Source organism: Novosphingobium sp. BAM6, assembly GCF_057784955.1.
The window spans coordinates 462,915-477,569 of record NZ_JBYNTR010000001.1; the positions used below are offsets into that span (position 1 = coordinate 462,915).

The following is a 14,655-nucleotide window of genomic DNA, read 5'->3' on the forward strand; positions in this document are numbered from 1 at the left end:
GAGCGCGCACGATCAAGTCATGGGACTTGCGCCGGAGCGCCTGTTTGCCGAAAATCCGCAGGTCAACAGAACGGGTCGGCGCGACATGTCTCGCGCCTTTCAATCCAAGCGACAGGACGACATTGCCATGACCGTCGATACGGTGAGCCAGACCAGTGAAGCCCGGACGGGCACCCGGATGCCCAGCTTCTTCATCCCGCACGGTGGCGGCCCCTGCTTCTTCATGGACTGGTCGGTCATGGGCGGTCCCGCCGACACCTGGGACAAGACGGCCGCGTGGCTGCGCGGTTTGCTCGACACGCTTCCGGAGCGACCCAAGGCGTTCCTGATCATCTCGGGGCACTGGGAAGAGCAGGCGTTCACCGTCTCTACCGCCGAGACGCCGGGGATGATCTACGATTACTACGGCTTTCCGCCGCATACCTATGAGTTGAAGTATCCGGCACCGGGCGCCCCGGCGCTGGCGAACCGTGTTGCCGGGCTGCTGGCGGACGCCGGGCTGCCGGTGAAGATCGACCCGGCGCGCGGCTATGACCACGGCGTCTTCGTGCCGTTCCTGCTGATCGAGCCGGACGCCTCAATCCCGGTCGTGACCCTCTCGCTCAAGTCCGACCTCGATCCGGCAGAGCATATCGCGGCAGGCAAGGCGCTGGCCGCCCTGCGCGAAGAAGGCGTGATGATCGTCGGCTCGGGCATGAGCTTCCACAACATGCGCGCGTTCCGCACCCCTGCGGCCAAGCAGCCCTCGGCGATCTTCGATGCCTGGCTGACGGACACGCTGACCTCTTCGCCCGAGCAGCGCGAGGCCATGCTGGCGCGCTGGGCCGAGGCACCTGCCGGTCGCGCCTCGCACCCGCGCGAGGAACACCTGCTGCCGCTGATGGTGGCGGTGGGCGCCGGTGCCGGAGAGGCGGGCGCGCGCGTCTTCACCGATAACGTCATGATGGCGGACGTGTCCGCCTATCGCTTCGGCTGAACCGCCGGTCACGTGCGCTTCGCAGGTGGAAGCGCGCGTGACCGGCACGCTGAAAGGCCCGCCGCCGTCCGGTACTCCTCCCGGTCGGCGGCGGGCCTTCTTTTTGGGATTATATCCTGACAGTCGTCATCCCCGCCTTTGCGGGAATGACGACATGGGGAGGCAAGGGAAGAGCGTTCAGGCGTCCTCGAACGCGATCGAGAGCGACACGTCCTTCCAGTCGGCCATCTGCTGGCCCACGAAGGCGTGCTGATCCTCGGCGTAGTGCAGCGCGTCTGCACCCAGGAACAGGTGCAGCGGTGGCTCGGGCGCATCGAGGGCTTTGAGGATCGCGGCGGCAGCGCGGGCCGGATCGCCCTTTTCCTGACCGGCACCTGCCGTGAGCATCCGGCGCGCGACATGGGCGGTTGCGTCGTAATCGGGGATCACCGTTTCTGACAGGGCAAGCCCGCCTGCCGCGAAGTCGGTACGCAGGCCGCCGGGCGCGACGTTCATCACCTTGATGCCGAGCGGGCCGACCTCTTGCGCCAAAGTCTGGCCGATGCATTCGAAGGCGTACTTGCTGGCGCCGTAGATGCCGGTGCCCGCCCAGGGCGCATGGCCGCTGACCGAGGTGACATTGATGATATGTCCCGCCTTGCGGGCACGCATCGCGGGAAGTGCCGCGCGGATCACTCGCAGGGGCGCGAAGACGTTGACGTCGAACAGCGCCTGCGCCTCGTCCAGCGAGACTTCCTCGATCGCGCCGAGCATGCCGTAGCCTGCGTTGTTGACCAGCACGTCGATGCCGCCGGTCAGCGCTTCGGCCTCGGCGAGGGCAGCGGTGACGGCGGCCTCTTCCTTGAGATCCAGCGCGATCAGGTGCGCGCGGCCGGGGGCGAGGGCGAGGAATTCGGCATCCTCGCTGCGGCGGCTGGTGCCGACGACGGTATCGCCGCGCGCGAGCGCTGCCTTGGCGAGTTCGCGGCCGAGGCCGTTGCCGATGCCGGTGATGAGCCAGGTGGTCATGAAACGTGTCTCCCGTGACGAGCTTGTCGTGCAAAAGGCTAGGCGAGCGAACCGGTGCGATCTTGCCTCATCCGCCTGCATTTGTTGTAGACGGGCGCATGGTGCAACAAGGCCTTGCGCAACAGAACGGGCGTTTCGAGTCAAGAAGCGTGCCTGTGAAGGCTTATGCTGCCAGATCAGAGAGCCGGATGCCGTTTTTCCGAGGGAGACCAAAATGACCCAGTTTGAACAGACCCCCTTCGGAATGCCGTCCGACCATGGCGGCAAGGATCTTGGCATCTTCCTGCCGGTCGCCAACGGGGGCTGGATTCTCTCGAAGAACAAGCCCGAACTGGACGGCTCCTATGCCTACAACCGCCAGTGCGCGGTGCTCGCCGAAGAAGCGGGGCTGGACTTCGTGATGTCGATGTCGAAGTTTCGCGGCTACGGCGGCGAAACCCAGCACTGGGAGCATTCGCTGGACCCGGTGGTGCTGATGGCGGCGCTGGCCGAAGTGACCAGCAAGGTGAAGGTGTGGACCACGATCCATACCATCCTTCAGAACCCTGCCGTCGTCGCCAAGATGATGGCGACGCTCGATCAGGTGTCGAAAGGGCGCGCGGGCCTCAATGTCGTGACGGGTTCGTACAAGGGCGAATTCTCGCAGATGGGCGCCTGGCCCGATGATGTCGACCACGATGGCCGCTATGATCTGGCGCAGGAATGGATCAGCGCGATCAAGCGGTTGTGGACCGAGGATTCGGTGACGATGAACGGCAAGTACTTCCAGCTGGAAGACTGCCATTCCTGGCCCAAGCCCGAAAAGCGTCCGTTCCTCGTGTGCGCCGGCTCCTCGAAGAAGGGCATGCGCTTCACGTCAAAGGAAATGGACGCGATCTTCCTGTCCGGCGCCGATGCCAAGTCGCTGGGCGAGGCAAGCCGGGCCGCCAAGGCCGATGCCGCCGAACTGGGCCGTGCGGTCCGTACTTATTCGATGATGACCGTGGTCTTCGGCGAAACCGACGAAGCCGCGCAGGCACAGGCCGCGCACTTCCGCGAGGGGCTCGACGAAGAGGCGCTGCACGGCATGATGCGCGCCTACGGCTTCCTCGATGCCGAAATCGGCAAGGAGAACGACTTCACCCGCAAGGCGCGCTCCACCTTCATGACCTCTGCCGCGCTCGGTACGCCCGAGAGCGTGATCGAGCAACTGACCGAACTGTTCGAGCAGGCCGAGACCGATGGGCTGATGCTGATCTTCCCCGACTATCACACCGGGATCCCGATCTTCGGTGAAAAGGTGCTCCCGGTGCTGCGTGAGCGGTTCCCCGGACGCATCAACGTGCCGAGCCACGGTTGAGGTCCGGCGCCATGACCGACCTTACCATCGCCTCGGTCGAGAGCCTGCCGCATGTCGCGGGCGTGGACCTGCCACCGATGCTCGATCCGGCGCGCACCGCGCTCGTCATTGTCGACATTCAGGTGGACTTTGCCGCGCCCGAAGGCCTGATCGGCTCGTTCGGCGTCGATCTGGCGCCTGCGCATGCCGCCATCGAGCGGATCGAGCCGATGATCGCGGCGGCGCGCAAGGCCGGGGCGAGCATCGCCTTCCTGCGGGTCGTCACCCGTCCGGACAGTGACAGTCGGGCGCTCAAGCTGCTGATGGAACGGCGCGGTGAGGCGGGCGGCGAGGCGATCTGTCGCGCAGGTTCCGGCGGTGAGGACTACTGGCGCCTGTTCCCCGAGCCCGGCGACATCGAGATCGAAAAGCTGCTGTTCGATGCCTTCTCCGGCACCGATTTCGATGCACAGCTGAAAGCGCGCGGGATCGACACCGTGGTGATGACCGGCATCACGACAGAGTGCTGTGTCGACTGCACGGCGCGCACCGCGTTCCACCTCGGTTACAACGTGTTCCTCGCCAGCGATGCCTGCGCCGCCTACGAACCGGCACTGCATGCAGGTACGCTCGATGTGCTGCGCAAGAACATCGGGCTGCTGACCACCAGCGCCGATGTGATCGCGGCGTGGCGTTAGTTTGAGATGCGGCACCGGCCCGCGCCCCTACCCACCACCCGACGTCAGTAGTCTAAAGGTGGTGGGTGGGGGCGCGGGCCGGTGCCGCCTATCCGCGAGAGCGGATCAAAGGAGTAATCATGACCCAGCCTTTCGCCGATCCCACTCTTGCGCCCTACACGGTCAGCGAGGAGGAGCGCGCCGCCATCGCGGCGGCTATCGATACCGACGAACTGGTCGAACTGGCATTGACGCTGGGCAACATCCCCAGCCGCTCGCGCGAGGAACTGGCCGCGGCGATGCATGTGCATGACTGGATGAAGGCGGAAGGCTTCCGACCGCGACTGGTCGGCGCGACACCTGAGCGGCCCAATGTGATCGGAGAATACGGCGGGCAGGGCATTCCGGTACACGGCGGCGGCGCGAACCTGCTGTTCACCGCGCATCTCGATACCGAAAGCCCCAGCGGCATGGCTGAGCATGACAGGTTCCGCTACCGCGAGAGCACGCTGGCGGACCCGGAATGGTCGAAGTGCTGGCTCGACGAGGAAGGGCGTTTGCGCGGCTACCCGGTCAGCAACGATCGCGGGCCGATGTCGTGCTTCCTGATCGCCACCAAGGCGCTGAAGAAGGCCGGAATCGCGCTCGCGGGCAAGACCTGGATCACCGCCTGTCCCGGCGAGATCGGTCCCGAGCCGATCGAGGAATTCTCCGGTATCGCCTACAATGGCAAGGATATCGGTGCGCATTACCTGTTCCACCATGGCGGTGTCGCGCCCGACTATGCGATCGCGGCGGAAGGCACCGACTTCGGCCTGACCTGGCAGGGTTGCGGCTATGCGCTCTTCAAGGTTTCGATTTTCGGGCAGGGCATGTTCACCCCTATCCTCGAAGCGCCCGAGTTCGCCGCCGAGCATCCCAACCCGATCTATCGTCTGGGTGCGGTGATCGACGCGCTCCACGCCTGGGGCCAGGACTGGGAACGCGAGAGCGTGATGGAGACGGCCAGCGGCGCGATCCATCCCAAGGTCCAGATCGCCTCGGTGCGCGGCGGCATGCCGATCGACTTCGGCGCGGGCACCGAGGTCTGCGCGCTCTATATCGAGGTCTCGCTCAGCCCCCGTCGCAAGGCAGCCGAGGCGATGCACGGGATCACCGATGCCATGCGCGGGCTCGACCTTGCGGGCTTCGAGGTGGAGCCGGTGGTCGTGCGCCACGGCTTCGAGGCGAACCCTGCCGAAGTCGCGCCGCTGGTCGGTGCGGTCGCCGCCGCAACGCAGCTGGCGCGGGGCGAGGAACTGCAGCCCGCGCACCCGGTCTATTCCAGCATGTGGCGCGATCACAACGTGTTCAACATGCACCGGATTCCCGCCGTCACCACCGGCATGCCGCGCTGGCGCCCGACCGGTGCCGACCTTGCTTCCAGCGCGCTCGTCTATGCGCTGACGATGCTGGCGATCTGCGGCCGTGCCGAGGGCGGTCCGGTCGGCAATGGGCCGACCAGCGTCTATGGCGACAACGAGTCCCCGTTCTGAATCGGGGGGCTTCGGTTTTACGAACCGGGCGGTACCGAAAGAGGTCTTGTCGGCGTCATGAGCGCTCGATAGACCCTGCGCCAAGGCCGCCGCGTCGATCCGAGCGGCCATATCGGGTGCAGGGTGCGCAGACATACCGGGATGATAAGCGCTTGCGCATAACGACGAACGTCTACCCCAAGGAGCAGCGCCGCGATGCCTGGCGTTTCGCGCTCAAACGCCTGTCGATCACGCTCGACGAGGTGGACGAGACGACGCTCTATGGCGAGCTGATCCAGTTCCGTTCGGGCACCGACATCGCCTTTACCCGCGTGACCGGCACCGCGCAGAGCTGGTCGGTCGATTTCCGCGACCAGCCCGCCACCTACTGGCTGGTCATGGTGCTCGATGGACAGGCCAGCGTGCGCGATGGCACACAGGCCCTGACGATGGGCGATGGCGACATCATCTGCGGAAAGGGGGACACGCCGGTTCATTTCGCCTTCTCGGGAGATAACCGCAGTCTTGTCGTGCAGGTGCCGCACAGCGAGATCAGCCAGCGCCTGAAAGGGCCGATCGGCAGTGCCCCGCGCAAGATCGCGACCGATGGCGGCGCAGCGCGCGTGTTCGGCGGCATGCTGCGCTCTCTGACCGACGCGATCAGCGATATCACGCCCGATCAGGCCCGCCCGGTCGAACTGGCGTTCCCCGAATTCCTCGTCACGGCACTGTTGGACAATGCCCCGCCCAAGGCGATGGGCGGCGCGGCAGGCATGCGCGCGGCGCTGCTGGAGCGCATTTTCCAGACCATCGAGATCCGCCTGTCCGACCCCAATCTCAACTACCAGATGGTCGCCGCCGAGCATGGCATCTCGCCGCGTTATCTCCAGAAGCTGTTCGAATCGATCAACGACAGCTTCGGACACTACGTGAAGGTGCGCCGCCTTGAACGCTGCCGTCTGGACCTGCGCAGCCCACTCCACGTCCAGAAGTCGATTTCGGACATCCTGTTCGAATGGGGCTTCAACGACAGCGCCTCGTTCAGCCGCGCCTTTCGCGAGCAGTACGGCATTTCCCCGCGCGAATACCGCAAGGCGCCTGCCGAAGCGCTTGAAGAGACCAAGACCCTGCGCCGTGGAAGGCCCGCCCGCCGCGCCAGCGCTGCGCGGGAGGACGATGGTCTGCCGGCCGACGATGGCCTCCTTGATGCAGTGGAGGATATCGCCGACGAAGCGACGGTTCCGGCGCCCGATGCCGTGCCTACGCGCCTGCCGGTCCATCCGGCGGCCAGCCGCCACCATGTGCTGCCCGCGACGCCCGAGAACGTCCACTGGGGCTACTTCAGCCGCAACCTGAAGCCAGCGCTGACCGTGTGCTCGGGCGATTTCGTCACTATCGAGACGCTGACCCACCACGCCAACGACGATCCCGAGCGCATGGTCGAGGGCGATCCCGGCGTCGAGAGCGTCTATCACTGGGACGAGCACGGCAAGACCATCGAGCGGCGCGGCGCGGGGCCGATGGACGCTTCCGCTTTCGGACGCGGCGCGGGCGAGGGCTTCGGCGTGCATATCTGCACCGGGCCCATCGCCATTGACGGCGCAATGCCGGGCGATCTCGTCGAAGTGCGCGTGCTCGATCTGAAACCCCGGCCCAGCGGCAACTCGCGCTATGCGGGCAAGTCGTTCGGCTCGAACGCGGCAACCTACTGGGGCTTCCATTTTCAGGATCTGCTCACCGAGCCGCGTATGCGCGAGGTTGTGACGATCTACGAGGTCGAGGCCGCAGGCGGGCGCATCCCTACCGCCCACGCCGTCTATTCCTATCGCTGGACGCCGCAGACCGATCCCTCGGGCGTGGTCCACGAACGCTACGATTACCCCGGCGTGCCGGTCGATCCCGACACCATCGAGCGCAACTACGACATCCTGCGCGATGTCGAGATCCCGATCCGCCCGCACTTCGGCGTGATCGCGGTGGCGCCCGCGCATAGCGGCCTTGTCGACTCGGTGCCGCCTGCCTCGTTCGGCGGCAATCTCGACAACTGGCGCACCGGCCCCGGCTCACGCATCTTCCTGCCGGTGCAGGTGGCAGGCGCGCTGTTGTCGCTCGGCGATCCCCATGCCTCGCAAGGGGATAGCGAGTTGTGCGGCACGGCCATCGAGTGTTCGATGACCGGGCTGATCCAGATCGTCCATCACCGCGCGGCGGACCTGACCGGGCCGTTGCGCGATGTCGATTATCCTCTGATCGAGACCGACACCGAATGGGTGGTGATGGGCTTCAGCCATCCCGATTACCTCAAGGAACTGGGCGAGGACGCGCAGAGCGAGGTCTACAAGCAAAGTTCGCTGGACGCCGCGATGCGGGACGCCTTCCGCAAGGCCCGCCGCTTCCTGATGACCACCAAGCAACTGACCGAGGACGAGGCGATCTCGCTCCTCTCGGTCGGCGTGGACTTCGGGGTAAGCCAGGTGGTGAACGGCAACTACGGCGTCCACGCGGTGATCCGCAAGGCGCTGTTCACGGGGTGATGGAGGCGGCTGGCGGAGAGGCTCGCGCATCTGGATTCCCGCCTTCGCGGGAATGACGAAACGCGGAGGTATGATCTGGCGTCGTCTTTCCCAGCCACTACCTCGTCATTCCCGCGAAGGCGGGAATCCGGTCAACGCAACTTCCAGAAGCCCCGCGATGCGACCCGAAGGGCTTTGTCTCTAACGCGTCAGAACGGACGGTCTCCCGCCACCGTTACGCGGTAGCCTGAACGGACGTCGGGGAAATAGTCCCAGGTGGCGAAGTGCTGGGTGCAGCGGTTGTCCCAGAAGGCGATGGAGTGCTTCTGCCAGCGGAAGCGGACCTGAAAGTTCGGGTTCTTCACATGCTGGAACAGATATTCGAGCACGGCCTTGCTCTCGCCCGGCTCCAGCTCGGCGATCTTCGTGGTGTACGAGGAATTGACGAAGAGCAGCTTGCGCCCGGTCTCGGGATGGGTGCGGATCACCGGGTGAGTGTTGCACGGATAGGTGCGCGGATCGTCGGGAAACAGCGCCTTGTAGACCGGATTGGCGTCATGCACTGCCGTCAGCGGATCGAGGAAGGCCTTCATCGCCGGGGACAGCGCTTCATAAGCATCGTACATGCTGGCGAACAGCGTATCGCCGCCATCGGACGGCAGGGTGTGCATGTAGAGGATCGATCCGAGCGGCGGTTCCTCGTTGCATGACAGGTCCGAGTGCCAGTCCTCGCCCGCCACGAACTTGCTGTTTTCGTCGGCATGGATGGCGACGATTTCCGGGTAGCCGTCGATGCCTTTTACTGCCGAGTGGATCGCCAGCGGGCCGAAGGCGGCGCCGAAGGCCTTGTGCGCGTCGTGGTCGATCTGCTGATCGCGGAAGAAGATCACCTGATGACGCAGCAGCGCCTCGCGCACTTCGGCGTAGGTCTGGTTGCCGAGCGGGCGGGTCAGGTCGACGCCGAAGATTTCCGCGCCGATGCGGCGGGTCATGGGGCGGACTTCGATGGTCTCGTATTCCACGCTTTCCTCGTCCTCTTCAGAGGTTTTCCCGCGACGGGGGCTGGGGGCCCGTCGCGGGAAATCTTGTAGCTTATGCAGGATCCTTGAACACGCCCTTCTCGGGGAAGATGCGGCGTTCGATCTTGCAGTGAATGCCCTGTGTGCCATCGACGACCTGCGTCACGCCGAAGTCGGCGGCGACGCTCATCAGCGAATAGCCGTCATGGCGCGAAAGACCCTGATGCTCGGTCAGCAGGTGGAGCATGTCCACCGAGGCGCACTTCATCGCCTGATCCAGATCCTCGCCGAAGCCGTGGACGATCCAGTAGTCGGGCGTTTCCAGCAGTGGCGAGGGGAACTGGAAGTCCTTGCGCACGATGATCTGGAACAGCACGTCGAGCGAGGCCTCGATGGCGGTGCCGCTGATCTCGCCGTCACCCTGGCTGATGTGCGGATCGCCGATCGAGAACAGGCCGCCCTTGACCTGCACCGGGTAGAACATCGTCGCACCCGCGCCGATGCGCCAGTTGTCGATGTTGCCGCCGTGCAGGCCGGGGGGAATCGTGCTGACCGGCTCGTTGACGGCAGGCGCCACGCCTGCGGTGCCAAGGTGCGGCCGTGCGGGCACGGTGATGCCGGGAAGCGCGGGCGAACGGTCGCAGGTCGGGCACTGGGTGATGCGGCCCGGTGTGCCGTATTTGCCTTCGATATCGTAGGCATAGAGCGCGCTGGCGGTATTGGCGACAGGATCGAGCTTGTAGATTGTGACGCGCTCGGTCTCGCCGAATTCCTTGTACAGATGCCCCCATTCGGCCTGCAGGTTCGAGCCATAGTTGAAGCGCGGCGTCATCTGGAAATAGCGCACTTCCAGCATGTCGCCGGGTTCCGCACCCTCGACATAGATCGGCCCGGTCATGATGTGGCAGCCCGGTGCGCGGGTGGCGGGATCGACCTCGGTGAAGATGCGGCGGATGTCGTCGTCGAACATCAGGTCCGGATCGTCGCCTGCATGGTGGGTGACGGCCTGCGCCATCACCAGGTCGCCGCTCTTGACCTTGAGCGCGGGCGGAACTTCCGGCGAGAAGTAGCCCCAGTGGATGGTCTCGGGCGTGGCCCGCAGGTGATGCAGCGCGCTCGGCTTGACGGCTTCGCGAAGCGGAGCGCCGGTGGGGGCGGGGGAAAGGCTGGACGTGGCCATCTGAACTCCTGTGGGCGGACACCGGGGCGGCCTGTGCAGGATCTGCAGGCCGCTCTACCCCCGTTAGGTGCCGTTCTGTGTCGCGTGTGCTTGTGGCGGTTTCAGGCTATGCGAAGCGCGTTTCCGGTCTTGCGGGGGCGCGCACAACAAGTTGTCGTGCGTGCTCCATCGGGCGGGTTTCGCGCCGGCTTGACACCTTATTCGCGCGTGAAATCGGCGGGGATCTGCGGGTTCTCGCCAGCCTTGATCCACAGCAGGATCTCGTTGCCCCACGGATCTGCGAAGGCGGCGTTGTAGCCGTTGAACTCGGCCCAGTAATGGTTGCGCCACAGGACCTTGCCGCCCAGCTTCTCGGCGGTGGACAGGATGCGCTCGGGATCGTCGTCGTCGCTCACCAGCACCCAGATGCGCGCCTTGCGGCCATCGGTGGAGAGCGTGCGCGGTTCTACGCCTTCGGGATTGGGGTGGGGCCTTGCATTCTTCGCGTCGAACACGCCGAAGTGCAGGTTGCCGATCTGGCTGTCGGTGCCGTCCTTGTGCTGGAAGAAACCGCCGGGGACCATGCGGTGATAGATGCCGTGCGGGCGTGCGTCGTTCTCCCAGCCGAAGACTTCGGCATAGAATTCCCCTGCGGCGGCGGGATCGTCGGTGGCGAAATCGACGAAGATCAGGGTGTTGGTCATCGCGAGCGGTGTCCCTTTGCTGGCGTTGCGGTGCTGCTTCGGCCTAGCTCAGCCGGGCGGAGCGCTCGCGCCCGGTCGCGCATGAACTGTTGATCGCCAGCGCGTGGGGGATGCAAAAAAGCCCGGCACAAGCGGCCGGGCTGTCGGGGATTCGCTGCAGGTTCTTGGAAGGTTATTCGGCCGCGATCATCGTTGAGGACAGCGCTTCGCCAAGGCTTTCGCCGTCCGCCGGAACATCGGCGTTTACCCGCTTTGGCGCGCGCAGAAACAGCAGCGCAGCGATCATGGTGATGCCGAGCAGGATGGCGAAGACCAGCAGCGCCGGAGCATAGCTGCCGGTCACGTCGGCAACGCGCCCTGCACCCACCGGGCCGAGCACGGCGACAGTGGTCGCGGTGGTGGCCATGGCAACCATGTCACCTGCGATGCGTGGTCCGAAGTAACGCAGGATCAGGATGTGCGCCGAGAGCCATGCCAGGCCCCAGCCAAGGCCGAAAACCATGGCCGCGCCCGTCGCCACAAGGTCTGACCCGGTGGCCCAGAGCGCCAGCATCGCGCAGGTCTGCACGCCAAGTCCGGTCACCAGGATGGCCTTGGGATCGACCTTCTCGCAGATCGAGCCGGTAACGCCCTTGGCACCGGCACCGGCCAGCGCGATCAGGCTCATCGCCAGTGCGCCGCGGCTGCCGCTGCCGTCAAGGTGTGCGATGTGCGTCACCAGCAGCGAATGCAGCGAGGTTACGGCCATCTGCACGACCGTGATGATCGCTGCGATCAGCAGGAATGCCGGGCTGCGCAGCGCCATGCGGACCGTCCAGGCCGAGGTCTTGTGGACAGGAGCGTCAGAGGCGGCAGCGGTTTCGTCTTCAGCGCGGCGGTCGCGCACGCACAGCAGGCAGACAAGCGCCAGCAGCAGAGAGCCGACGCCCATGATCGACCAGTTCAGGCGCCAGTCCCCGGTTGCGGTGAAGATCGCATTGACGATCTGCGGACCGGCGATACCGCCGGCAGCGCCGAACATGAAGTAGAAGCCGATCATCCGGTCGGATTTGCTGCCGTACCAGTTTGCCAGCAGATCGACCGCAGGGGCGGGTGCCACCAGAGAGAAACCCACGCCCATCAGGGTCGTTGCGACATAGAACAGCGCAAGGCTGTGGACCGAGGCGGCGATGAAGAAGCCCGCTGACAGGACGAGACTTCCCGCCACCATTGTCAGGCGCGAACCGATCGTCTTCATCAGTACCGGCACAAGCGGACTGCCAAGGCCGCAGGCAAGGCCCAGCAGCGAGAAGCTGAAGCCGGCCGCCGCCTGCGACCAGCCCAGCTGCGGTGCCATGGTGTACAGCTCATACCCCAGCGAGGTGAAGGTTGTCGCGGTCACGAAGAAGAAGCCCAGTGAGGCCGCGAACATCACGAGTGTCGAACGGGGCATGGAAACTCCTGAAAGGGCCGCTGGCGGGGCATGGGTATTACGTGGCGTGAATCGCCTCATGTTGCAATTGCACAATCTCATGCAAGGCGCGCGTGCTCTTGATGGCGCGCGCCGCAAGACTTGACGGCCCGCGCGACAGGGGGCGGCAAAGAAACTGCTACACAACTGATAGAATACCAAATTTTCACTAGCATGCGGGAAGTTGTAAGCGCATGTAAATGACGCGCCGTATCAGAACGCTGGCGGCGGGTGGGGGTGTTTCATGACGTTGAAGAAGTACCGCATGCTGGGCGCAGTTTCGGCAGGATCGCTGGCGTTGCTGACAGGAATGACAGCACTGCTTCCGGCGCAGGCTCAGGCAGCGGAACCGGGCCAGCCGAAAGCCTGCCAGATTGGCATTATCGCCGACCTTCCCGTGACGATGGAGGGCTTGCGTGCTTCGGTGCCGGTCAAGATCAACGGCAGCGATTATCGCTTCTGGCTGGATAGCGGTGCCTTCTTCAGCTTCATGCCTCTGGCCAAGGCGAAGGAACTCAGTTTACCGCTGTCCGATCTTCCGGACTGGTTCCGGATGGTCGGTGTGGGAGGATCGACGAGTGCGCAAGTGGCCACGGCGAAATCCTTCACGATCGCCGCGAACGATGTGAAGAACGTACAGTTCATCGTCGGTGGCAGCGATACCGGCAACGCCCTGCTGGGACGCAACCTTCTGGCGATTGCCGATACCGAATTCGATCTGGCGCATGGATCGGTCAAGCTCATCTATCCCAAGGGCTGCGATCACACGCTCATGACCTACTGGGAGAAGAGCGGCTCCTATTTCGCGGTGTCGCTCCTGCCGGGGGACGATCCGCACGACCACGAGTTCGGTCTGCCGGTCACGATCAACGGCGCCAAGCTGAAGGCGGAATACGATTCCGGCTCGCCGACCTCGATCATCAGCAAGGATGCCGCGATCAAGGCAGGAATCGACCTGAACGGTCCCAACGTGCGCCCGGTGAGGGACATCGGCGGTATCGGCCGGCATCTGAACGGCGGGTGGATGGTGACGGTCGACAACGTCTCGGTCGGTAACGAGCAGATCCTGCGATCGCGCATCATGGTGATTGACGGTCCGATCGTGGCGGGAGGCGATGGTCCGGACATGTTGCTGGGGGCGGATTACATGCTGGCCCATCACATCTACGTCGCTCGGCGACAGAAGCAGATATACTTCACCTATACCGGCGGGAAGCCGTTTCAGGGAGACGGTGTCGCAGCGAGCGACAAGCCGCTGGCGCTGCCGACCGGCACACACCGGGTCGATGCGCTCGACAATGCTACCGCGCCGACCACGGCGGACGGTTTTGCGCGGCGCGGGGCGGCGAGACTTTCCCAGCGCGATCTGGACGGCGGGATCGCCGATCTCTCCGATGCGATCCGTCTCGCGCCTGCGAATGCGACCTACTACAAAGCGCGCGCCGATGCCTATTCCGATCAGGACAAGAGCGATCTCGCCGAAAAGGATTATGCCAAGGCGCTGGAGCTTGACCCGTCCGATGCCGATCTTCTGGTGCGCAGGGGCTTCTCGCGGATGGCCGAGGGCGATCATGCCGGTGCGCTCGCGGATGCGGAGGCGGCCGCGAAAGTAACACATTCGGCTTCGCTGGATGCGGCCACGCTTGCCACGCTGTTTCAGGAACTGGGGCAGCCGCTTCGGGCAATCACCATGTTGAACGATGTGATCCAGTACCATCGCAACGACTCGCGCCTGCAGGGACTGCTCAACAATCGCTGCTGGGCGCGGGCTCTGGCCAATGTCGAACTCGACAAGGCGCTGGACGATTGCAACACGGCGGTGAAACGGAGCGGGGGCGCGCCTTCGATTCTGGATAGTCGCGCGCTGGTCTATTTCCGCATGGGGCAATACGCCAAGGCCGAGGCCGATTATGACGCAGTGCTGGACAAGCAGCCCAAGGAGGCCTGGTCGCTTTACATGCGCGGGCTGACGCGTGAGCGGGAGGGCCGCAAGGCGGAGGGCGAGGCAGACGTGAAGGCGGCGATCGCGCTCGAACCCAAGGTGGCCAATCGTGCGAAGAAGTTTGCGATCACAGGCTGATGCGTGTTGATAATCGCTGATGGAAAAAAGAGGGGCATGACGGCAACAGTCGTCATGCCCCTCAGACACCGTCAAGAACGGTGAGGGTTCTTCAAGGGGTGTCTCGCTGACCGCTCCGGGCGCCGGGACGATGCCGGGGCCGATCATCTGTTCGAGGCTCAGCGCATTCCGGTGGCGCTGTGATTCTTCAGATGCGTACTTTGCCGCGAAAATGCGTTTTAGGTCTTGCTGTCCAGC

At 64.7% G+C, this 14,655-nt stretch carries 11 protein-coding genes; 6 read left to right on the forward strand and 5 right to left on the reverse strand.

Features of this window, described 5'->3' with window-relative positions:
* Positions 1-127: 127 nt before the first annotated feature.
* A complete protein-coding gene (locus AC3EC3_RS02255; protein WP_488488074.1) occupies positions 128-976 on the forward strand; it encodes a DODA-type extradiol aromatic ring-opening family dioxygenase in 849 nt (282 codons plus the stop codon).
* A 177-nt stretch (positions 977-1,153) separates the two neighbouring features.
* Here the strand turns inward: AC3EC3_RS02255 and AC3EC3_RS02260 are convergent, their stop codons facing one another.
* Positions 1,154-1,984: an oxidoreductase gene (locus AC3EC3_RS02260; RefSeq protein ID WP_488488075.1), complete on the reverse strand. Its 831-nt coding sequence runs from the start codon at positions 1,982-1,984 to the stop codon at positions 1,154-1,156.
* A gap of 214 nt (positions 1,985-2,198) precedes the next feature.
* Between AC3EC3_RS02260 and AC3EC3_RS02265 the strand changes: the two genes are divergently transcribed.
* The 4 genes from AC3EC3_RS02265 (at position 2,199) to AC3EC3_RS02280 (ending at position 8,027) form a co-directional block, all read left to right on the forward strand.
* A complete protein-coding gene (locus AC3EC3_RS02265) occupies positions 2,199-3,323 on the forward strand; it encodes an LLM class flavin-dependent oxidoreductase (RefSeq protein ID WP_488488076.1) in 1,125 nt (374 codons plus the stop codon).
* Positions 3,324-3,334: 11 nt separating this feature from the next.
* On the forward strand, positions 3,335-4,000 hold the full coding sequence (locus tag AC3EC3_RS02270; RefSeq protein ID WP_488488077.1) for a cysteine hydrolase family protein: 666 nt from the start codon (positions 3,335-3,337) through the stop codon (positions 3,998-4,000).
* 119 nt (positions 4,001-4,119) lie between these two features.
* Positions 4,120-5,514 carry a zinc-binding metallopeptidase family protein gene (locus AC3EC3_RS02275; RefSeq protein ID WP_488488078.1) on the forward strand — a complete coding sequence of 465 codons (1,395 nt, stop codon included), beginning with the start codon at positions 4,120-4,122 and terminating at the stop codon, positions 5,512-5,514.
* 152 nt (positions 5,515-5,666) lie between these two features.
* The gene (locus AC3EC3_RS02280; RefSeq protein ID WP_488488079.1) at positions 5,667-8,027 is read left to right on the forward strand and encodes an acetamidase/formamidase family protein; all 2,361 of its coding nucleotides are present in this window, start codon (positions 5,667-5,669) and stop codon (positions 8,025-8,027) included.
* 188 nt (positions 8,028-8,215) lie between these two features.
* Here the strand turns inward: AC3EC3_RS02280 and AC3EC3_RS02285 are convergent, their stop codons facing one another.
* The 4 genes from AC3EC3_RS02285 to AC3EC3_RS02300 form a co-directional block, all read right to left on the reverse strand.
* Positions 8,216-9,028 (reverse strand): TauD/TfdA dioxygenase family protein, encoded by an 813-nt coding sequence (locus tag AC3EC3_RS02285; RefSeq protein ID WP_260921462.1) that lies wholly within the window; start codon positions 9,026-9,028, stop codon positions 8,216-8,218.
* Positions 9,029-9,098: 70 nt separating this feature from the next.
* Positions 9,099-10,205, reverse strand: a complete 1,107-nt coding sequence (locus AC3EC3_RS02290; RefSeq protein WP_488488080.1) for an acetamidase/formamidase family protein — start codon at positions 10,203-10,205, stop codon at positions 9,099-9,101.
* 197 nt (positions 10,206-10,402) lie between these two features.
* Entirely contained in the window at positions 10,403-10,888 is a 486-nt protein-coding gene (locus AC3EC3_RS02295; RefSeq protein ID WP_488488081.1) for a VOC family protein, read from the reverse strand.
* Positions 10,889-11,060: 172 nt separating this feature from the next.
* Entirely contained in the window at positions 11,061-12,320 is a 1,260-nt protein-coding gene (locus AC3EC3_RS02300; protein ID WP_488488082.1) for an MFS transporter, read from the reverse strand.
* 262 nt (positions 12,321-12,582) lie between these two features.
* Between AC3EC3_RS02300 and AC3EC3_RS02305 the strand changes: the two genes are divergently transcribed.
* Positions 12,583-14,418, forward strand: coding sequence for an aspartyl protease family protein (locus AC3EC3_RS02305; RefSeq protein WP_488488083.1), 1,836 nt, complete (start codon positions 12,583-12,585; stop codon positions 14,416-14,418).
* The last annotated feature ends 237 nt before the right edge of the window (positions 14,419-14,655 follow it).